Here is a 19773-nt window from a genome sequence, read left to right on the forward strand (position 1 = left end):
TGTGGGCCCTTCGATATAATGATCCTTATTGAGGGATCGGAAGATAGAGGTACGGGGTTTCACTAACTGAAGAGAGAAGGATGACAATGAGCACACAACAATCCCAAACTTATCAATTTCAGAGAAAGATCGACACGTATGCTTCGGCGGATGTCGTCGTCCTTGGCGGCGGGCCAGCAGGTACTGCGGCTGCGATCAGCGCGGCAAGACTCGGAAAAAAAGTCATTTTGCTGGAAAAATCGGGTCAATTAGGCGGCATGGGGACACTCGGAAATGTTAGCGTGTTTATGCCGATCGGCAATGTAACAGGCATCTACCGAGAGCTGATCGCGGAAGTCATGACTGAGTCTCTGCCAAAGCATCACGACGAATCAATCGCCCCCCAATATTCGCCATTCGTGCTGAGGCATTATTTAAATGAGAAGATGAAGAAGGAACAGGTTCAGGTCATCTACCATGCGGAGTTTATCGGAACCGTAAAGGAAGATCGTAGTGTGAAGGCCGTTATCGTTTCAACACGTGAAGGATTGAAAGCATTCGAAGGTAAACAGTTCATCGACTGTACGGGAGACGCAAGGGCTGCACTAGATGCTGGGGTCCCCTACACGTCGGGAAGAGAAGAGGACGGAATGACCCAGCCCATGACGCTCATGTTTATGATGCAAAATACAGGCAAACCGGTGATCCCCCTTCTACCTGAAGGTTGTTATCGATATGAAGAAATTGCGGATTTACCCCAAGGACGTCGCTTATATTGGGAGCAGAACAATGACGGCACATTGCTTGTGAATATGACGCGGGTCAAAGGAAACGGGACGAACATCCAAGATGTGAACTATGCGGAAACCGAGGCGCTCAAGCAGGTGTTCTCCGTGGTTAACTACTTACAACGAAACGGATTTGAAACCTATGCGCTCTCGCATGTTGCGAATCAAGTCGGTGTCCGGGAAACGAACCAGATTCAGGGTCTCTACACGTTAACAGAGCAGGATGTTGTGAGAGGAACACGCTTTGCGGATGTGGTTGCACAAACGAACTACGAAATCGACATCCATAGTCCTGATGGCCAAAAAACGTGTGATGAGCGGAAAGTCGATGGCTATGACATCCCTTACCTATGCATGGTCACAGCGCAGCTTGATAACCTGCTCGTAGCGGGAAGAGCCATTTCCGCCACTCATGTGGCGATGTCCTCCATGCGGGTGCAGGCGACATGTTTTGCGTTGGGGCAAGCGGCTGGCATCGCGGCATCCATCGCAACGGACGACTCCTGCTCCGTCAGGGACATTTCTATTGAAGCGCTTCATCGCACGCTGAGCAGCCAGAATGTGATCTTTTACAAAAAAGCGACCGCTCATTGATCTTCCAATTGCATGTTTCACTCATACAGGCTGCCATGCGGCCTGTTTTTTTCTTTCACATGGTATACAATTAGATATAAGCAAAGGACAAGGGGGATGGTAACAGCATGTATCGATTAGTAATCGTAGACGATGAACCAACTGTCCGCTATGGATTAAGCACTTATTTTGATTGGGAAAATTATGGCATTGAGGTTGTTGGTGAAGCCGATGATGGCGACGTAGCTTTGGAGTTAATTGAACGGATTAAACCCGATATCGTGCTCACCGATGTTCGTATGCCTCAGATGGATGGCATTCGTCTTTCCCATGCGATTAAAGAGCGGTTTCCAACGATGAAAATTGTGTTTGTGAGTGGGCATGATGACGCAGATTATCTCAAGTCTGCATTAAAGGTCAATGCCGTGGACTATATATTTAAACCTGTTGATCGAATCGAGTTGGCTGCTGTCGTGGAGCGGGTTGTCAATGAGTTAAAGGAAGCCGAACAAGAACGCACCTATATTGTCGATATGCAGGTGAAGCTGACTCAGAGCATGCCGTTGCTGCGCGAAAAATTTCTGATGTCTCTAATTCGAGATGGCATTCCTCACCCCGCTAAAATAAAGGACCGCCTTGACTTTTTGGGTCTAGATTTGCCCGACCAAGCGGTCTACTGGACGATCGTTGTGAAAATCGATGACAGTGCCCAAGTTGTGGCTACACGATCCGAAAGAGATCAACAGCTGTTATCCTATTCCATCCTGAATATTGTCCAAGAAATTATTCAGAAATATATGCAGGGCTACGCCTTTGAGAATCGCAACGGTGAATTCGTAGGGATCATGAGAATGGGCGAGGACGACAATCAAGAGGAACAGTTGTTTCGTGTGGCTGAAGACATTCGCGACAGCCTGCAGCGCTGGTTGAAAATCAGCGTTACGATTGGTGTTGGGGAGCGAATATCGGGGTTATCATCTTTACCCCAATCGTATAGCCAAGCGCAGGAAGCTGCGGATCATCGATGGTTTTTAGGTAAGAATCACATTATCTCGATGGATCATTTGCAGCAGGATACGGAAAGCTTGTATCGTTTCGATTCGGCCGATGGCGAGCGCATCCTGTCCGTCTTGAAGGCAGCGGACAAAGAGGCACTGCGCATCCATTTAAACAATGTGTTTGAAGCGCTATCCCAACATCGCAAGCAAGGCTTCACCTACGGCCGTAACGTTAGTTTGCAATTAATTTTGCTTACAAGCAGGCTTTTGCAAGAATTGAATATGGTTGGAGCCGATATGGAAAATAAAGAGAAGGACCTGTGGGAGCGCATTTTCAAGCTGGAAAGCATTACCGATTTAAGGCATATTGTTGAAGCGCATTTCCTTGAAGTTTGTGAGAAGATTGAAGAGAAGCGAAAGGGGAAGCCGAAAAATGTCATTGAACGCATTCAGTCCTTCATTGAACAGCGTTATGCAGATAACTTGCAAATCAGCGATATTGCCAAAGAAGTTTATTTATCATCCACCTATATGTGCTTGCTGTATAAACAGGAAACTGGGGAAACCATCAACGATTATGTAACGAAGGTCCGAATCGAGAAAGCGAAAGAACTGCTCAGCGATCCCCGCATTAAGTTTTATGAGATCTGTGATTTGGTTGGGTATTCGGATCCGAGTTATTTCAGTAAGTTGTTTAAAAAGTACGTCGGTCTCACGCCAAGTGCATACCGCGAGCAGATGATGTAAGGGTGGTGCTAGACGCGATGAAACAGCTGTTTGCAAGAGGCTGGAATTATGCGGTAATGCTTTTCAAAGGCGTCATGGCTGCAAAGATTTGGTTGTTTGCCTACGTCCTATTTATTTTAATCCCTGCATCGATTTTGTTGTATGTACATGCCCAGAAGTCGTCGCACATCCTCGAAGAGGAAGTGACCAATACGATGCTACAGACGCTGAAGCAAGCGAGTATCAACTTGGATTCCCAATTTAACTCCGTTCGAGCTACGTCAAACACGCTATTTATGAATCCTAAATTGGTGGAATATTTAAGCCGTACAGCAACGATTAATCAGCAATTGGATACTCTGAAGGATCTGAGACTTCTTGTTGAAAATGCCCAAACGAATATGAGCGTATTTCGGGTACGTATTTTTGTGAATGGGGAGCGGCTGTATACTGGCGAGCGAGTTAACTTTTTTGCACTGGATAGTTTAAAAAAGTGGCCATGGTATGACATGGTCATGCAAGCAGAGGGCTCGATTGTATGGACCGGAGCTTATTTAGAGTCCTATATCAGTGAGGAAAATCCAACTTATATTTTCTCAGGAGCTAGGATGCTAAGGGATATTAATAGCTTTGATCAAATTTCGGGTGTTCTGCTTATTGACGTGGCAGAGAAGTCCATCACCGATATTCTGAACAAAATGAAGCTAACCAAAGAGGGCAGCATTTACTTGCTTGCGAATGATGGCACGGTCATTTCACATCCAGATAAATCGTTGTTGGGCAAAAAAATACGGGAAGACGATCAACTGGATGTGATCGCTCACAACGAGGAAGGCATCGTTCGACTTATCGATGATAATAATCCGAAATTCGCGATTTATTCGACGGTTAGTTCTACGGGTTGGAAAATCGTTGCCGAAGTGCCGCAAACGGAGATTAGTTCCCGCGTTGTAGCGCTCAACCAATTTTCTGGTATAGCGACCATATCAAGCGTGACGATTTTGTTCCTGCTGCTGGTGTTCATCCTCCTCGCAATCATCGTACGGAATATGAATAGACGCATACAAACCGTGATCCGAACGATTAAACGAGGCGGTATAGAAAGCTTGGACGAGCGGCCGTTTCAGTCGGATGGCGATTTTAAGCTGCTCGAAAATAGTGTAGACCATCTCATTCACAAGGTTCATGATTTAATGGAAGAAACGTACCAATCCAAGGTGCAGGAGAGGGAAGCGCAGCTTCGTGCCTTGCAAGCACAGATTAATCCTCACTTCTTGTACAACACGCTGGATACGATTAATTGGATTGCGATTGGACATAATGCAACCGATATCAGTCACATGATTAATGGCTTGGCCAAATATTTTAGGCTTAGTTTGAATAAGGGAAGAGATTTAGTCAGTGTGACCGATGAGCTTAATCTCGCTAAGGTTTATTTAGAGATTCAACAAACGCGATTTCCGAAGAGCTTTGAAGTGCATTTTGACATCTCAGAAGGTCTAAATGAGATTGAAATGCCGAAGCTGACCTTGCAGCCGATTGTGGAAAATGCGCTTCTCCATGGCATTAGGAAATCAAAGGGGAAGACGGGCGCTATCTGGATTCAGGCTCGGAAAGAAGAGGATGTTCTGGTGTTATCCGTCACAGATGATGGCATTGGCATGGACTCGGAACTCGTGCAAAGTTTGCTGACAGAACCGCGCCCTATGATGAAATCAGACGGATCTGGGAGCTCGTATGGTTTATATAATGTGAACGAAAGGATCAAGCTGTTCGCAGGTGACGCCTACGGACTTGAAATTCACTCCTCCATTGGTGAGGGAACGACAGTCATGGTTCGAATCAAATATAGACAGCCGTCAGATAAGCCGCCTCTATAGAAAGAGGTCGGCTTTTTTGATTGTATAAAAGACCATAAGAATGCACCAGAAACAGAAATATTACCATCTACAAGTGATAGAAAGCTATCGATATAATGAACCTATAGAACACGGAGGTGAGCCATTCATGAGTGTTACCCTAACAGAGCTTGAACAACAAACAGCAGCTCACGCCCAGCCCATAACCAAAGGTAGTGGCAGATGGAAGCTGATCGTTACCAATTATGATTTATACCTTTTATTAGTTCCAGGCCTATTATTCCTGTTGTTATTCAAATATGCACCGATGTATGGGATTATCATCGCTTTTCAAGACTTTAATATTTTCGATGGCTTTATGGGAAGCAAATGGGTAGGGCTGGATCAATTCGAGAAGCTCATTCATTCGGAAGAGTTTTACCAGGTTTTCATTAACACCTTACTGATCAGCGTATATAAGATCGTACTGCTTTTCCCGATACCGATCGTCATCGCGCTATTCTTAAATGAGGTTCGGAAAGCGCTATTCAAAAAGACCATTCAAACCATTATCTTTCTACCACATTTCTTATCGTGGGTCATCATATCTGGATTATTTATTAATATTTTGTCGCCATCAGGTGGTCTAGTGAACAACGCAATTCAGTGGTTCGGAGGAACGCCAATCTCCTTCTTTCTGGACAACCAGTTTTTCCGAAGTGTGGTCGTATTCACGGCAGGCTGGAAGGAATCGGGCTGGAACGCCATTATTTTCATCGCAGCGATTGCTGGTATTGAACAAGAACAGTATGAAGCGGCTTCCATTGATGGTGCTGGACGGATCCGACAAATGTTTCACATCACGTTACCAGGCATCATGCCAACGATCATTTTGATCTTAATTTTACGGATGGGGTACTTGCTTGAAGCGGGTACAGAACAAATATTGACCATGTACAACTCTGTCGTCTATCAATCCGGCGATGTCATCGGTACCTTTGTTTATCGTCAAGGGCTTGGTCAACAGGATTATAGTTTTAGTACAGCTGTCGGGTTGTTCAACTCCCTTGTTGGGTTCATCCTCATTATCGCTGGGAATGAACTGAGCAAGAAGTTGATCAAACGAAGTATATGGTAGGGGTGGAAAAGCATGCATAAGAAAACACTTGGTGATTGGACGTTTGATATTGGTATATATCTTGTTCTCCTACTATGCGGCTTAGCAACGTTGCTGCCACTAGCGAATATTTTATCCAAAGCAATTAGTGAAGAGTCCGCCGTAATCTCTGGTAAAGTGGGGATTTTCCCAGTTGGCTTCCAACTCGATACGATGAAGTATGTTGTGTCTTCGAACCAATTCCTTCACTCGATTGGAATTTCACTATTGATCACCGTTGTAGGCACACTACTTGCCATTTTATTAACGGCCATATCCGCTTATCCGTTATCCAAAAGGCACCTTCCCGGCATTTCCATTATTATGGTGATGTTCATATTCACAATGATGTTTAACGGTGGAATTATTCCTAATTACCTGCTGATGAAGAAATTGCATCTCATTAATAACTTATGGTCTCTCATGCTGCCCGCACTCATTAGTGTTTTCAATATGTTGGTTATTAAAAGCTACTATGAATCATTGCCTGAAGCGCTTGAAGAATCGGCTAAAATGGATGGTGCTCGTAACTTTACAATTCTGTTTCGTATCATTCTTCCGTTAAGCGTACCTGTCATTGCAACGATCGCGCTTTTCTATGCGGTCTACTTTTGGAATGACTACTTTCATCCGATGCTTTACATTAATGACGCCGGTCTCAAGCCATTGCAGCTCTACTTGCGTGATATCGTAATGGATGCTGACAGCTCAAGCGCCGTGAACAAAAGTGCTGATGATTTGATGAATGTGTCCGCAGAAGGTATTCGTGCTGCAACTGTCATCGCGTCGATCATCCCCATGTTACTCGTATACCCGTATCTGCAAAAGCATTTTGTCAAAGGTGTTCTTATCGGATCTGTAAAAGGGTGAATTTGCATTAATGCCCTTGATGGTTAATGTCAAGGGTTTAATGATATAGTAAACATAAGATTAGGGAGGTTTACACATGTTAAAAAACAAAAAATTCATGCTAGTAGCCGTTGCAGCAAGCCTATCTTTTACGTCCCTTGTTGCTTGCTCTTCCAAAACAAATACAGGAAGCAGCACAACAACTCCAGCTAGTAAAGCGGCGGCGACCGCTGCAGCTACAGCAGCTGGACCTAAACCAGAATTGAAATCGCTTCAAATTTGGCAAAAGGATGATTATAACACCTATCCTGTTGCGAAATACTTGGAACAAGCGACAGGTTATAAAGTGCAGTACGATATGCTGCCACAGGATAAGCCGCAAGACAAGTTGAACATCTTGATTGCTTCTGGCGAACCTTATGATGCGATTACAACAGCTGGATCTACTGATTTCAAAGCTTTATATGCCGATTATGCTAAAAAAGGCGCTTTAACAGATCTAGGACCGCTGATTGATAAGTATGGACCGAACATTAAAGCAGCCATTGCTCCTTCCGCATTGGAAGCTGCCAAAATCGAAGGCAAATTATATGCGATCCCAACGACATCACTCTCTTTTGCAGGTGAAAGCTTATACATTCGTCAAGATTGGCTTGACAAAGTCGGGATGAAAGCGCCTACAACGCTAGATGAGCTTACTGCTGTTCTGAAAGCCTTTAAGGAGAAAGATCCGGGTGGAAACGGTGACAAGAACATTCCATTAACCGTTAAAGGAGACGCGCCTATTATTCCTAATATTGCCGGTGCTTTTGGCTTAGCGAATTTCTGGAATGATGTGAATGGCAAGTTAACACCGCGTGTGCTTGACCCCGCTTATAAAGATTACGTAACCTACGTTTCTGATCTCTTTAAACAAGGCTTGCTCGATAAAGAGTTTGCTGCCAATAAAGATGCTACTGCGAAGGAGAAATTCTCCAGTGGTAAAGCAGGAATGATCATGATTCACTGGGCAGACGTACCTACGATTAATGATGCATTGATTAAAAACATTCCAACAGCTAAAGCGACCTATATTCCAACCTTAAAAGGAAAAGATGGGAAAATTGGTTTAAGCGCTACCCAAGGTTTTGATCGCATTACTTATATTCCTAAGGCTTCCAAGCATCCTGAAGATGCAATCAAATGGATGAACGCTAAGCTCGAGAAAGATACGTTCAGAACAATGGCAATTGGTGAAGAAAACAAGCATTACACGTTAAAAGATGGTGCTTATACGCCAATTCTACCGATCTTTACAGATGAGCGTAACCAAGCGAATAACTTTTTAATGGGAACGGATGATAAAATCTATCCGACTTACTGGCAAGCTCGTGTACGTAAAGATATGCGTTTGTTCGATGCTTGGAACTTCATGAATACCTTGCAACCAGCAAATACAAAAATACCAGATCCGTTAGGTTATGCTCCGTATTTGACGGAATTCTCCAAGAACTTCCAACCGCTGAATACAATGGTTAACGACTTCACAACGAAGCTAATTTTCGGTGCTGAACCGATGACTGGTATCGAGGCATTCCAAGCCAAATTCAAATCTTCCGGTGGAGACGCGAGTTATAAAGAAGTGAATGATTGGTACGCGACCGCTAAGAAATAGGTATATACGAAGAGCCCGTAAGATCCAATTTTACGGGCTTTTTGTCGTGTTCAATGAATACATATAATAGCAGCCATGTAAAGGAATGATGCGAATGAGTCAGGGGTATCGCCTGTTTCAGCAGCAATCAACCAAGCTGCAATTATCACCGCAATTGCGTCAAGCGATTACACTTCTTCAGCTTTCTACACCTGACATGCTGCAAGCCATTCAGCAAGAAGTAGAGGGAAATCCCCTATTAGAATACGAGAAGGGGTATGGAAGAACGGCAGAAGCAGAGTTCAATCCCCACTATAACGTGGTTTCGAACAAGATGACGCTGGAGCGGCATTTGAAAGAGCAGCTTCTTTTTACTCCCGAATTATCAGTGGACGTTCGCCGCATCCTTAGTTTTCTGATCGGCAATCTGGACGCGAATGGTTACCTAACTATATCCATGCCTGACGCTGCCAATTACTTGCGTGTCACGCAAGCTGGTTGCGAAGAGGCGCTTCGTGTTTTACAAGGACTCGAACCCGCAGGCATTGGGGCACGCAATTTACAAGAATGCCTGCTGTTGCAAATTCAGCGAACCACATCCAGCGAAGGCGGCTCCCTCATGGAGGAGCTCGTCCGCCACCATTTGCCAGACATCAGCCGTAATCGGTTAACAGCCGTATCTGTAAAGCTGCAGGTTCCTTTGTCAGAGCTGCAGGCAGCCGTCATGGATATCAAAAGGTTAAATCCACGGCCAGCTGCCAGCTACCATACGGAAACCGTGCCTTATATCCTGCCTGAAGTCGTGTTCGTCAAACAGGGCGATCGCTATGCGGCCTATACCTATGAGGCGGCTTGGCCACGATTAACCTTGAATACCACGTATGAGCGGATGGCACGCGAGAGGAATGGCAGCGCAGAGGCGACGACATTTGTGCAGAGTAAACTATATGCAGCCCGCTTTTTTCTGCGAAGCCTAGAGCAGCGCCGCCAAACCATTTTGCGTGTCGCGCAATGCATGGCGGAGGAGCAACATGAATTCTTCATGAAGGGAGCAGCCAGTCAAAAGCCGATGACCCTGAAGATCATCGCCGATCAGCTTGGCCTGCATGAATCAACGGTAAGCCGTGCTACCTCAGGAAAGTACGCCCAGACGCCATGGGGCATCCGTGAGCTGAAGTCGTTTTTCTCTTCAAGCTTATCAACCGAACAGGGAGACGCAGCCTCGTCGGCAGCGGTGAAGGCACTGCTTAAAACATGGATCGGGAAAGAGAAGCACGATCAGCCATATTCGGATCAGAAACTAGCTGATCTGCTCGCACAATCGGGCATTTCCATCTCAAGAAGAACGGTAGCCAAATACCGAGAAGAGCTGCGAATTCCTTCTTCCCAACTCAGGAAACGCATATAGTAACAATAGGGACTAAGGATGCCTTAAGTCTTTGGCCCATAAATTCATATCCTCAAACTTATCATAGATGTCGCAGTTTTTCGTGAGCCGGCCATAGTAGTCATAATTCATCTGATAGAAGGCTGCATTCATCCCGAACGATAGCGCTCTGGACAGCGAGTATGCGCAAGTGATCCCTCTAGAAAGCAACTCATCTTCCAAAGCATGCAGCAACAGGCGCATCAAACCGCGATTGCGATACGTGGGCAGTGTCGCACAGTCCGTCATCTCTGCATTTGCATACGTCGCATTCATTTCCGCGGAGGCAGCGCTGATCAAGTGCTTTTTCGGCTCACTAGCCTCAATCACTTCCACCAAATAATAAATCGTTCCTTCTTCCATGGTGTGCGCCACATAAGCTGAATCGTTCATCGGAGTCGGATACGTTTGAAACGTCTGACGATACAGCTCGGATAAAGATTCGGCATCCGAACTTCCCGCCATACGCAGCAGGAGACCTTCTGGCACCTCAGGCCGCTCCGGTTTGCGAGGGAGCGCCAACACTTGCCTCATTAATTGATCTTCCTCCAGCCAATAGTCGCTGTTTCTCCGCACCAAATCAAAATATACCGCCATGCAAAAGGCATCCTGGCCTCGGAAATACCCTTTATAGATGCCCTCTAACATGCACCCTTTCGCTAACAAAATCCGCCAATCTTCTTCTCGTGCCTTAAAGAACACTTTGGTCAACCCATGGTGTGCGGCCAGCTGCGTAACCCGTTCATATAGACAGTCCATCGTACCCTGGTAGCGGTAGTCTTCGACTCGCAGCCGTTTATTCGTGAAATCGAGGCAAAAGCTAACGGAATAATTGCTGCCGTTCTCGGTCATGTTCGTAGATCCCCGCAGCTCATTAGACATGTACATTCCCCCTTCTTCCTACCAACGATATATGCAGAAAATCTTCAAGTGAGAATCATTTCGGCGAGCACAAAAGTTGGCATTTATTTTACGACCATAATAGGAGGAGGTGATCCATTTGACATGTCCATGGTGTGAGAATCCTAATGTGCAAGAAAGTGTGAAAGATTGTTACTGGATCATGCCTGACGGAAAGAGGGCTGTTCAAATTAAGGATGTACCCGCTATAGCCTGCCCGTCCTGTGGCTTATTCGTCACGGAGGCGACATCACAAAATATCGATGATCGGCTGTATTGGAACGATGTGACGGCATTGGGACCTGCATTTACTTATGAGGAGCTGTTGAAAGCTCCGCGATTAAAGAATTGGTTTTTGAAATAATAGCGGAGGTGGCCTATGAAGCGGGAGCATTTGATCAAACCAGTGTTAGGTCAACCCTATGCGATAATCCGCAGCGGCAAAGGTGTTTTTTTGTACGATGATCAGGGGAAAACGTATCTGGACGCTTCATCAGGCGCAATCACAGCTGGGATTGGACACGGCGTGCAAGAGGTTATCGATGCCATGGCGGAGCAGGCTGGCAAGGTTTCCTTCGTGTACCGTTCCCAATTTACGAGCGAACCAGCAGAGGAGCTGGCGAAAAAGCTGAGTGATCTAACGCCAGGCCAGGATTACTGGTCATTTTTCGTAAACAGCGGGTCGGAAGCAACGGAAACCGCGATGAAAATTGCGATCCAACATTGGCAAGAAAGGGGTCTCCCCAGTAAAAATAAAGTGATTTCCCGGCGCATGAGCTATCATGGCATCACGATGGGGGCGTTATCCATGTCTGGCCATGCGCTTCGGCGGAGGAGGTTTATTTCGCTATTGGCGGATTACCCCGTTGTAGAGCCTCCTTACTGCTATCGTTGTCCGCTGCAAAAAACGTATCCGACCTGCCAAATCGCTTGTGCAGACGATCTGGCAGCAGCGATACAGCGCATCGGTGCTGAGCATATTGCTGCCTTTATTGCAGAGCCGATCGTGGGTGCCGCAGGCGGTGCCATTACCCCGCCAGACGATTACTACAAGAAAATCAAAACCATATGTGAACTGAACAATATCTTGTTCATCGCCGATGAAGTCATGACGGGGATCGGCCGCACAGGCAAGATGTTCGCGATGGAACACTATGGTGTCGAGCCTGATCTCATCGCGCTAGGGAAAGGGATGAGCGCTGGCTATACGCCAATCGCAGCCACCATGGTGAAGGATCATGTCATGGCGCCTATTTTGCAAGGCTCACGAAGCGTCATGTCGGGGCATACGTTCAGCGCGAATCCGCAGTCGGCGGCGGTTGCGCTCGCGGTGATTCGCTATATCGAGGGGCACCATCTCGTACATGCTGCGCATACCCGAGGCAGCTACTTGATTGCAAAGCTGCAGACGATGGCAGTCGGCATTCCGATCATTGGCGATGTCAGGGGGAAAGGGTTGCTGCTAGCCATCGAGTTCATCCAAGACCGAGTGAGTAAACAACTTTTCCCGCCTGAAGCAGCGATCACGACACGCATCATCGATGCGGCGTTCCATAAAGGGCTACTCATGTATCCAGCCGCAGGAGCCATTGACGGAGCAGGTGACGCTATCCTTGTAGCGCCGCCACTGGTGATCACAGAAGCCGAGATCGACCTGCTCGTTCAATTATTAGAAGAATCGATTCGGCAGGTGATGGTAGAAATCACCGATTCGGAAACGGAGATGATCTAATGGGAGCGCAGGCGCCTAGCAAGGTGAAATCGTTAGGGGATGCACTTGAGGTCATTCACGACGGCTGTACGTTGATGTTTGGTGGTTTTGGAGGCATCGGTACACCGCCAACACTCGTAGAGGGCTTAATGGCCAAAGGCGTAAAGGATCTGACCCTGATCGGCAATGACACGGGTTTTCCTCATATCGGTATTGGGCAATTGGTTACAGCAGGGCGGGTGAAGAAAGTAATCACTTCCCATATTGGCTCCAACCCTAATGCAGGAAAGATGATGGAGGCTGGCTCCATGGAAGTCATCTTCTTTCCCCAAGGCACACTTTGCGAGAAAATTCGTGCGGGCGGAGTTGGTCTTGGCGGCATTTTAGTTGATGTAGGAGTTGGAACGATGATGGAGCAGGGGCGGGAAGCGGTTCGAATCGGAGGCAAAATGTACTTAGTTGAGCCCGCCTTGACGGCTGAAGTGGCGATTGTTCATGCCCGCAAGGCTGACCCTTATGGCAATCTGGTTTACGATAAAAGCGGCAGAAATCTCAATCCGCTCGTGGCGATGGCTGGGCAATTCACGATTGCCGAGGTTGATGAAATTGTTCCGCTCGGTGAGCTGGACGAGGAAAGTATCATAACGCCTGGCATTTTCGTTGACATGGTGATTCCGAGCAAAGGGGTGACGTGGCAATGGGTATGGGAGAAGAAACCCGTGATCGAATAGCGAAGCGAGCCGCTCAAGAACTGCGAAACGGGATGGCTGTTAATTTGGGCATCGGGATTCCGACGCTGGTTGCGGATCATGTGCCATCGGATGTTTATGTTACTTTCCACGCTGAAAATGGCATTCTGGGAGCGGGTGGGGCTCCAGCACAAGGCGAAGAAGATGCCTTTCTGTGCAATGCTGGCGGCTATCCTGTCACGACGGTTGAGGGGGCCTCCTATTGTGACAGTGCGATCGCTTTTGCGATGATCCGAAGAGGACGCATCGACATTTCCATTCTGGGCGCGTTGGAGGTGAGCGAGCGGGGGGATTTGGCGAACTGGATCGTGCCAGGCAAGCGAGTAGCAGGGATTGGCGGGGCGATGGAGCTTGCGCAGAAAGCCAAGAAAGTCATTGCGCTCATGAACCACGTCAATAAGCTCGGTGAATCGAAAATCCGCAAGGTATGCGAATTGCCTTTAACAGCACAAGCTTGCGTCTCCCTCATCATTACGGAAATGGCGGTCATGGAAGTGACGGAGCAGGGCCTTTTATTAAAAGAAGTCATGTGCCCGTATACCGTGGAGGACGTCATTCATTACACCGAAGCGCCATTGCTCATCTCGGATGACCTTATCTATATTCCTTAATTCGGAATCGTTGACTGGAAGGGAGTTGAGCATCGTGGCACATCGTGAGTTGGATCTTCAAATGCGTATTCATGCTTGGCTCGAGCAGAATCGGAAGGAGGGTATTTCACTCCTTCAAAAAATGGTAAAAACATCCAGTCTGCAAGGGCATGAACAGGATGTTCAGCTTCTTGTCTCGGGCAAATTGCAAGCCATGGGTCTGGATGTTGATATGTGGGAGCCAGATGGTGAGGAGCTGAAGCATCATCCGTATTTTTGTTCACCGCGAAGCCGTTTCACAGGAAGCCCAAACCTCGTTGCTGTTATGAAAGGAAGCGGGGGCGGACGATCGCTGCTGCTGAACGGCCATGTTGACGTTGTACCCCCTGGCGATCGTGCGCAGTGGCAATCGGATCCTTTTAGCGGCGAAATCCTTGATGGGAAGTTGTATGGCCGCGGCTCGACCGATATGAAAGGCGGTAATGCAGCGCTCCTGCTCGCGATGGAAGCCGTGCAAAGTCTGGGTATTTGTTTGCAAGGCGACGTCATTTTCCAAAGTGTCATCGAAGAAGAAAGCGGCGGAGCGGGCACCTTGGCTGCGATCGTCCGTGGGTATCGAGCCGATGCAGCGCTCATCCCAGAGCCAACGAATATGCGTATTTTTCCGAAGCAGCAGGGCTCGATGTGGTTTCGGATTGAGGTGAAGGGGCTCGCCGCCCATGGCGGGACAAGGTACGAAGGCGTTAGCGCTATTGAGAAAAGCATCATCGTGATTCATCATATCCTCGCGCTTGAATCTCAGCGAAATACTCAGATTTGCGACCCGTTGTATACGGGCAATCCGATTCCAATACCGATAAATATGGGTGTGATTAAAGGGGGAAACTGGCCGTCTTCCGTACCTGATACCGTCACGCTCGAGGGGCGTATGGGTGTGGCTCCCGAGGAAAAGCTGGAGGAAGCTCAGCAGGAAATGGCGAGTTGGCTGGCGAGGTTGCCCGAGAAGGATCCGTGGTTTGCAGCGCATCCTCCGGAGCTGACATGGTTTGGCGCTAGATGGGTGCCAGGGAGTGTGGACCCCGCGCACCCTTTCATGGAAGTACTTAAGGAGCAGTACGAAGCTGTCAAAGGGGAAGCGCCTCTTATAGAAGCTTCACCATGGGGGACCGATGGCGGCTTGTTAACGCAGCTAGGAGAAACGCCGTGCATCGTGTTCGGCCCAGGCATTACGGGGGTAGCTCACTATCCCAATGAGCATATTGGTTTGGATGATGTGTTTCAAGCTGCGGAGATCATCGCCCTGACGATCATACGTTGGTGCGGTATAGATGGAGGTGGCATGCCCGATGGAAGTACAACCGAATCGTAAGGCATCGATTAAGATGCAGACTGAATTGCCGGGCCCGCAGGCCCGGCAATTGTTGGAGCGGCGGTTGGCGAGTGTACCGCGAGGTCCTTTTAATACCATGCCAACCTTCGCGGCAAAAGGGGAGGGAGCACTGCTTACCGATGTCGACGGTAACGTCTTTATCGATTTTGCCGGTGCCATCGGCACGTTAAACGTCGGACACTGTCCGCCTCGGGTGGTCGATGCGCTGAAAGCGCAACTAGAGCTGTATCTTCATCCGAGTTTCCATGTGATGATGTATGAGCCGTACGTTGCCTTGGCAGAAAAGCTAAACGCATTAACGCCAGGCGATTATCCGAAGAAGACGTTCTTCTTGAGCAGTGGGGCGGAAGCGGTGGAAAATGCGGTGAAAATTGCCCGAAAATATACGGGCCGCAGAGCCATCATTTCGTTTGAGCGCGGCTTTCATGGCAGGACGTTTATGGCCATGTCGTTGACGAGTAAGGTCAAGCCGTATAAGAACGGCTTTGGACCTTTTGCGCCGGATACGTACAAAATGCCCTACCCCTACTACTACCGCGCCCCGAATGGCATGACGCAGGATGAAGTGGATGATCAAATATTACGCAAATTTGAAGATTTCTTTCTCTCCGAGGTGCCAGGCGACGAGGTCGCAGCGGTAATCATGGAGCCTGTCCAAGGGGAAGGCGGCTTCGTGATTGCGTCAACCCGTTTTATTCAGGGGGTTAAAACGATTTGCGAGAAGTATGGCATCATATTTATAGCCGACGAGGTGCAAACCGGATTTGGCCGCACGGGAAGTCTATTCGCCATGACCCATCATGGCGTGGTGCCCGACTTGATGACCATGTCGAAGTCGATTGCCGCTGGGCTTCCCATCAGCGCGGTAACAGGCCGCGCGGACATTATGGATGCGCCTGGCATTGGAGAAATCGGCGGCACCTATGGCGGCAGCCCGCTAGGCTGTGTGGCGGCGCTCGAGGTGATTGCTATGCTGGAAGAGGAGCGGCTGCCAGAGCGCGCCATCGCCATTGGGACTGCTGTGGGCCAGCGATTTACTCAGCTGCAGCAGGAGTTGCCCTGCATTGGCGACTTGCGCGGCATCGGCGCGATGTGCGCGATCGAGCTCGTGAAAGATCCGATCTCTAAGGATCCAGACAAAGAATTGACGAGCCGCATCTTGCAGGAAGCGCATAAACGAGGTTTAATCGTGATGAGTGCTGGCATTTACGGGAACGTCATCCGCATACTCTGCCCGCTTGTCATTACAGATGAACAGCTTGCCGAAGGATTAGATGTATTGGAGCAGGCTTTTCGAATATGGGGGACACCATGAAAAAGCATTTATTTATCGGGGGCCAATGGGTCGAAGCGAAAGACTATCGCCCCTTATACTCGCCTTATAGCGGCGAACATATTGCAGATATCGCTTATGCAAATGAAGATGAAGTGCAGCAGGCGCTGGCCGCAGCTGAGCAGGCGAGGCCGCTCATGGCGCAGATGCCTGCTCATGGGCGGGCCGCAATTCTAGAGCGGCTTGCTTCGCTGATCCGCGAAAATGCAGATGCTTGCGCACGGCTGCTCGCGCTTGAAGCAGCAAAGCCGATTGCAACAGCGAAGCTGGAGGTTGAGCGAACGATCGCAACCTACAAGTTTGCCGCTGAGGAAGCCAAGCGGATTCATGGCGAAACGATTCCGCTGGATGCCGCTCCAGGCGGGGAAGGGCGTATCGCTTACACGATCCGCCAACCGTTGGGCGTCGTGGCGGCTATCACGCCGTTCAACTTCCCGATGAACCTCGTTGCACATAAAGTAGGGCCAGCCCTCGCCGCAGGCAATACGATCGTTTTGAAGCCGGCGAGCCAAACCCCGCTGTCCGCCTACTTTCTGGCCCAGCTGCTGCAGCAGGCAGGATTGCCAGCGGGCGCACTCAACGTGGTCACAGGCAGCGGCAGCGTGATCGGCGATATCCTCGTGACGGATAGCCGAGTTAAAGCCGTCACCTTTACGGGCAGCCCCGAGGTCGGCATCGCCATCCGCGCGAAAGCTGGCTTGAAGAAAGTCATTCTGGAGCTAGGCTCCAATTCCGCACTGATTGTCGATCAGGGTGTTGATGTGGACGCGATGATTGCAAGAGCAGTGACTGGTGCCTTTTCCTACTCGGGCCAAGTCTGTATTTCGATTCAACGCATATATGTCCATGAGCAAATCTTTGATGACTTTGTCCAGAAATTCGTCGCCAAGACGGAGAGCTTGCGCTTAGGGAATCCCATGGATCCCGTCACGGATCTATCCGCGTGCATTTCTTCCCGCGATGCGCAGCGGGCGATGGATTGGATTGCCGAGGCGCAGAACAGCGGTGCAACGGTGGCGACAGGCAATCAACGTGAGGGAAATCTCGTCCATCCTACCGTACTGCTGCATGTGCAAGCCGCTTCCCGTGTATCCTGTCAGGAAGCGTTCGCACCTGTAGTTCTAATTAACCCGATTGCCTCAATTGAAGAAGGCATACAGCTCGTCAACAACTCCAGATACGGGCTGCAAGCGGGCATTTACACCGAAAATATTCGAACCGCACTTACCGCCGCAGAAGCCCTAGAAGTTGGCGGTGTCATGATCAATGATATTCCGACCTTTCGCGTTGACCATATGCCGTACGGCGGCGTCAAAGACAGCGGCACAGGCCGCGAAGGCGTCAAATACGCCATCGAGGAACTAACCGAGCTGAAACTTGTCGTCTTCAAGAAATAAGGTTAACGAAACGAGTCCAACATTCCCTCACATCACGCACCATGTGTACCTTGATCGCGCGAATAGAAGTGGTTAACCACTTCTAAATCGTAAGACTAGCTAGTTTGAGCGAAGATAAGAGTGGTCAACCGCTTCTAAAGTTAAGTTTGAGCACAAATGGAGAATGAAGTGTAAACTTAAGAGTGGTTGACCAATGGTCAACCACTCTTAAACACGCCACGCATCCACGCCACGCATCCACGCCACGCATCCACGCCACGCACCAACCCCCTACCCCTCACCGCCATCCTTCGATTGCGCCTTCATCAACTTATCCTTCATCTCATCCCGCTTAGAGCGGCGATCCTTCAACGAAGCATGATCAGGCGAAGCCTCATAGGACTTCCTGCGACCCAGTCGGTGCAAATTTTCTGGCACTAAGTTGAATTTTTCATCTTTCATCAAGGCGATAATGCCTGTGCTGACAGGCTGCTTCTCAACGCCATATATCTCATTGAAGTAAGCATCCGCACGTCCTGGCACATAGTTTTTAGGCTCAGGATACCCAACAATGACGCCTTCATAATTGCGAAGAATAACCTTATCTTGGCTTTGGGATAGCAAATAATTTGGCTGTAAAGCGATTTTTCCACCGCCACCAGGTGCATCAACGACGAAAGTCGGCACCGCATATCCAGAGGTATGCCCACGTAAAGCTTCAATAATCTCCAATCCCTTCGATACAGGCGCACGGAAGTGGCCAATTCCCTCCGATAGATCGCATTGATAAATGTAATACGGGCGAACGCGCATTTTGACCAGCTCATGCATGAGCTTTTTCATAATATACGTGGAGTCGTTAATGCCTGCCAGAATAACCGATTGGTTTCCAAGCGGAACCCCGCTATCGGCCAGCATGGCACAAGCTTTCCGCGCTTCGTTCGTCATTTCCAAAGGATGATTAAAGTGGGTATTCAGCCAAATCGGATGATACTTTCGAATAATCGAACAGAGATGCTCCGTAATCCGTTGCGGAAAAACAACCGGCGCTCGCGTCCCAATCCGAATGATCTCCACATGGGGAATCGCCCGCAAATTTTTTAGAATATACTCCAAAATATTATCGTTAATCAACAACCCATCCCCACCAGACAGCAGGACGTCACGGACCTCTGGGGTATTGCGGATATAAGCTATCGCGTCATCCAGCTGCTTTTTCGGGACGCCCATGCCCACTTGACCTGAGAAACGACGGCGCGTACAGTACCTGCAGTACATCGAACATTGATTCGTGACCAAAAAGAGCACACGATCCGGATACCGATGCGTAAGTCCAGGTGTGGGAGAGTCCTCATCCTCATGAAGCGGGTCCTCCAAATCATACTTCGTCTTTAGCAGCTCTGCTGAAATGGGAACAGATTGCATACGTATCGGACAGCGCGGATCATCGGGATTCATTAAAGATGCGTAGTACGGCGTAATATTTAAAGGAATCGTTTGCGTTGATATCCCAACTCCTTCTTCTTCCTCGGGTGTTAAATGAACGACTTTTTTCAAATCATCTAAGGAACGAATGGTATGTGTTAACTGCCATAGCCAATCATTCCATTGCTCATCCGTTACATCTTTCCACAGCTCAATCTGCTTCCAGTCACGTCGTTCCATCACAGCACCTCCATCATGATGTTTACTCATAATTAGATGATGCAAGAAGCATGCCAACAGTGACTGGGGATGCTAGGGTTTTCTGACAATGCC

Annotated in this window: 17 protein-coding genes (1 of these 17 cut by a window edge); 14 read left to right on the forward strand and 3 right to left on the reverse strand. The window is 48.5% G+C overall.

Annotated elements, in window-relative coordinates:
- Positions 1-86: 86 nt before the first annotated feature.
- From MJB10_RS04865 to rpoN, 7 genes are all read left to right on the forward strand, one after another.
- The gene (locus tag MJB10_RS04865) at positions 87-1361 is read left to right on the forward strand and encodes an FAD-dependent oxidoreductase (RefSeq protein ID WP_314802244.1); all 1275 of its coding nucleotides are present in this window, start codon (positions 87-89) and stop codon (positions 1359-1361) included.
- Positions 1362-1468: 107 nt separating this feature from the next.
- Positions 1469-3085, forward strand: a complete 1617-nt coding sequence (locus MJB10_RS04870) for a response regulator transcription factor (RefSeq protein ID WP_314802246.1) — start codon at positions 1469-1471, stop codon at positions 3083-3085.
- A 17-nt stretch (positions 3086-3102) separates the two neighbouring features.
- On the forward strand, positions 3103-4944 hold the full coding sequence (locus tag MJB10_RS04875; RefSeq protein ID WP_314802248.1) for a cache domain-containing sensor histidine kinase: 1842 nt from the start codon (positions 3103-3105) through the stop codon (positions 4942-4944).
- A gap of 127 nt (positions 4945-5071) precedes the next feature.
- The gene (locus MJB10_RS04880) at positions 5072-6040 is read left to right on the forward strand and encodes an ABC transporter permease (protein WP_314802250.1); all 969 of its coding nucleotides are present in this window, start codon (positions 5072-5074) and stop codon (positions 6038-6040) included.
- Positions 6041-6052: 12 nt separating this feature from the next.
- The gene (locus MJB10_RS04885; protein ID WP_314802252.1) at positions 6053-6928 is read left to right on the forward strand and encodes a carbohydrate ABC transporter permease; all 876 of its coding nucleotides are present in this window, start codon (positions 6053-6055) and stop codon (positions 6926-6928) included.
- A gap of 76 nt (positions 6929-7004) precedes the next feature.
- Positions 7005-8561, forward strand: coding sequence for an extracellular solute-binding protein (locus MJB10_RS04890; protein ID WP_314802253.1), 1557 nt, complete (start codon positions 7005-7007; stop codon positions 8559-8561).
- A 94-nt stretch (positions 8562-8655) separates the two neighbouring features.
- The gene (gene rpoN, locus MJB10_RS04895) at positions 8656-9948 is read left to right on the forward strand and encodes an RNA polymerase factor sigma-54 (protein ID WP_314802254.1); all 1293 of its coding nucleotides are present in this window, start codon (positions 8656-8658) and stop codon (positions 9946-9948) included.
- 12 nt (positions 9949-9960) lie between these two features.
- On the opposite strand, the gene ablB is transcribed toward rpoN, so the two are convergent.
- Positions 9961-10848, reverse strand: coding sequence for a putative beta-lysine N-acetyltransferase (ablB, locus tag MJB10_RS04900; RefSeq protein ID WP_314802256.1), 888 nt, complete (start codon positions 10846-10848; stop codon positions 9961-9963).
- A gap of 118 nt (positions 10849-10966) precedes the next feature.
- Between ablB and MJB10_RS04905 the strand changes: the two genes are divergently transcribed.
- From MJB10_RS04905 to MJB10_RS04935, 7 genes are all read left to right on the forward strand, one after another.
- Positions 10967-11230: a YokU family protein gene (locus MJB10_RS04905; RefSeq protein ID WP_314802258.1), complete on the forward strand. Its 264-nt coding sequence runs from the start codon at positions 10967-10969 to the stop codon at positions 11228-11230.
- 15 nt (positions 11231-11245) lie between these two features.
- Entirely contained in the window at positions 11246-12598 is a 1353-nt protein-coding gene (locus tag MJB10_RS04910) for an aspartate aminotransferase family protein (protein WP_314802260.1), read from the forward strand.
- Complete coding sequence (locus MJB10_RS04915) at positions 12598-13308, forward strand: CoA transferase subunit A (RefSeq protein ID WP_314802262.1); 711 nt, start codon at positions 12598-12600, stop codon at positions 13306-13308. The genes MJB10_RS04910 and MJB10_RS04915 overlap by 1 nt, the downstream gene beginning before the upstream one ends.
- Positions 13275-13937, forward strand: a complete 663-nt coding sequence (locus MJB10_RS04920) for a 3-oxoacid CoA-transferase subunit B (protein WP_314802264.1) — start codon at positions 13275-13277, stop codon at positions 13935-13937. The genes MJB10_RS04915 and MJB10_RS04920 overlap by 34 nt, the downstream gene beginning before the upstream one ends.
- A gap of 61 nt (positions 13938-13998) precedes the next feature.
- Positions 13999-15285, forward strand: coding sequence for a peptidase (locus MJB10_RS04925; protein ID WP_314805481.1), 1287 nt, complete (start codon positions 13999-14001; stop codon positions 15283-15285).
- Positions 15263-16621: a 4-aminobutyrate--2-oxoglutarate transaminase gene (gabT, locus tag MJB10_RS04930; RefSeq protein WP_314802266.1), complete on the forward strand. Its 1359-nt coding sequence runs from the start codon at positions 15263-15265 to the stop codon at positions 16619-16621. Before MJB10_RS04925 ends, gabT begins: the two co-directional genes overlap by 23 nt.
- Positions 16618-18036: an aldehyde dehydrogenase family protein gene (locus tag MJB10_RS04935; protein WP_397386571.1), complete on the forward strand. Its 1419-nt coding sequence runs from the start codon at positions 16618-16620 to the stop codon at positions 18034-18036. The genes gabT and MJB10_RS04935 overlap by 4 nt, the downstream gene beginning before the upstream one ends.
- Positions 18037-18306: 270 nt before the next feature.
- On the opposite strand, the gene kamA is transcribed toward MJB10_RS04935, so the two are convergent.
- Together kamA and MJB10_RS04945 are read right to left on the reverse strand one after the other, a co-directional pair.
- Entirely contained in the window at positions 18307-19680 is a 1374-nt protein-coding gene (kamA, locus tag MJB10_RS04940; protein WP_314805483.1) for a lysine 2,3-aminomutase, read from the reverse strand.
- A 72-nt stretch (positions 19681-19752) separates the two neighbouring features.
- A protein-coding gene (locus MJB10_RS04945) for a sigma-54 interaction domain-containing protein (RefSeq protein WP_314802269.1) crosses the window boundary here: on the reverse strand, positions 19753-19773 show its 3' end. 1407 nt of this gene lie beyond the right edge of the window; the window shows 21 of its 1428 coding nt (coding positions 1408-1428); its start codon lies beyond the right edge, outside the window; it ends in the stop codon at positions 19753-19755.

The sequence above is a fragment of the Paenibacillus sp. MBLB1832 genome (genome assembly GCF_032271945.1).
GTDB lineage: Bacteria > Bacillota > Bacilli > Paenibacillales > NBRC-103111 > Paenibacillus_E > Paenibacillus_E roseopurpureus.

What these genes read in the sequence shown, in the direction of transcription:
- MJB10_RS04885 (WP_314802252.1), top strand. Translation starts at nt 6,053, where the DNA reads ATGCATAAGAAAACACTTGGTGATTGGACGTTTGATATTGGTATATAT.
- rpoN (WP_314802254.1), top strand. Translation starts at nt 8,656, where the DNA reads ATGAGTCAGGGGTATCGCCTGTTTCAGCAGCAATCAACCAAGCTGCAA.
- MJB10_RS04925 (WP_314805481.1), top strand. Translation starts at nt 13,999, where the DNA reads ATGCGTATTCATGCTTGGCTCGAGCAGAATCGGAAGGAGGGTATTTCA.
- MJB10_RS04865 (WP_314802244.1), top strand. Translation starts at nt 87, where the DNA reads ATGAGCACACAACAATCCCAAACTTATCAATTTCAGAGAAAGATCGAC.
- kamA (WP_314805483.1), bottom strand. Translation starts at nt 19,680, where the DNA reads ATGGAACGACGTGACTGGAAGCAGATTGAGCTGTGGAAAGATGTAACG.
- ablB (WP_314802256.1), bottom strand. Translation starts at nt 10,848, where the DNA reads ATGTCTAATGAGCTGCGGGGATCTACGAACATGACCGAGAACGGCAGC.
- MJB10_RS04870 (WP_314802246.1), top strand. Translation starts at nt 1,469, where the DNA reads ATGTATCGATTAGTAATCGTAGACGATGAACCAACTGTCCGCTATGGA.
- MJB10_RS04910 (WP_314802260.1), top strand. Translation starts at nt 11,246, where the DNA reads ATGAAGCGGGAGCATTTGATCAAACCAGTGTTAGGTCAACCCTATGCG.
- gabT (WP_314802266.1), top strand. Translation starts at nt 15,263, where the DNA reads ATGGAAGTACAACCGAATCGTAAGGCATCGATTAAGATGCAGACTGAA.
- MJB10_RS04915 (WP_314802262.1), top strand. Translation starts at nt 12,598, where the DNA reads ATGGGAGCGCAGGCGCCTAGCAAGGTGAAATCGTTAGGGGATGCACTT.
- MJB10_RS04890 (WP_314802253.1), top strand. Translation starts at nt 7,005, where the DNA reads ATGTTAAAAAACAAAAAATTCATGCTAGTAGCCGTTGCAGCAAGCCTA.
- MJB10_RS04920 (WP_314802264.1), top strand. Translation starts at nt 13,275, where the DNA reads ATGGGTATGGGAGAAGAAACCCGTGATCGAATAGCGAAGCGAGCCGCT.
- MJB10_RS04875 (WP_314802248.1), top strand. Translation starts at nt 3,103, where the DNA reads ATGAAACAGCTGTTTGCAAGAGGCTGGAATTATGCGGTAATGCTTTTC.
- MJB10_RS04935 (WP_397386571.1), top strand. Translation starts at nt 16,618, where the DNA reads ATGAAAAAGCATTTATTTATCGGGGGCCAATGGGTCGAAGCGAAAGAC.
- MJB10_RS04880 (WP_314802250.1), top strand. Translation starts at nt 5,072, where the DNA reads ATGAGTGTTACCCTAACAGAGCTTGAACAACAAACAGCAGCTCACGCC.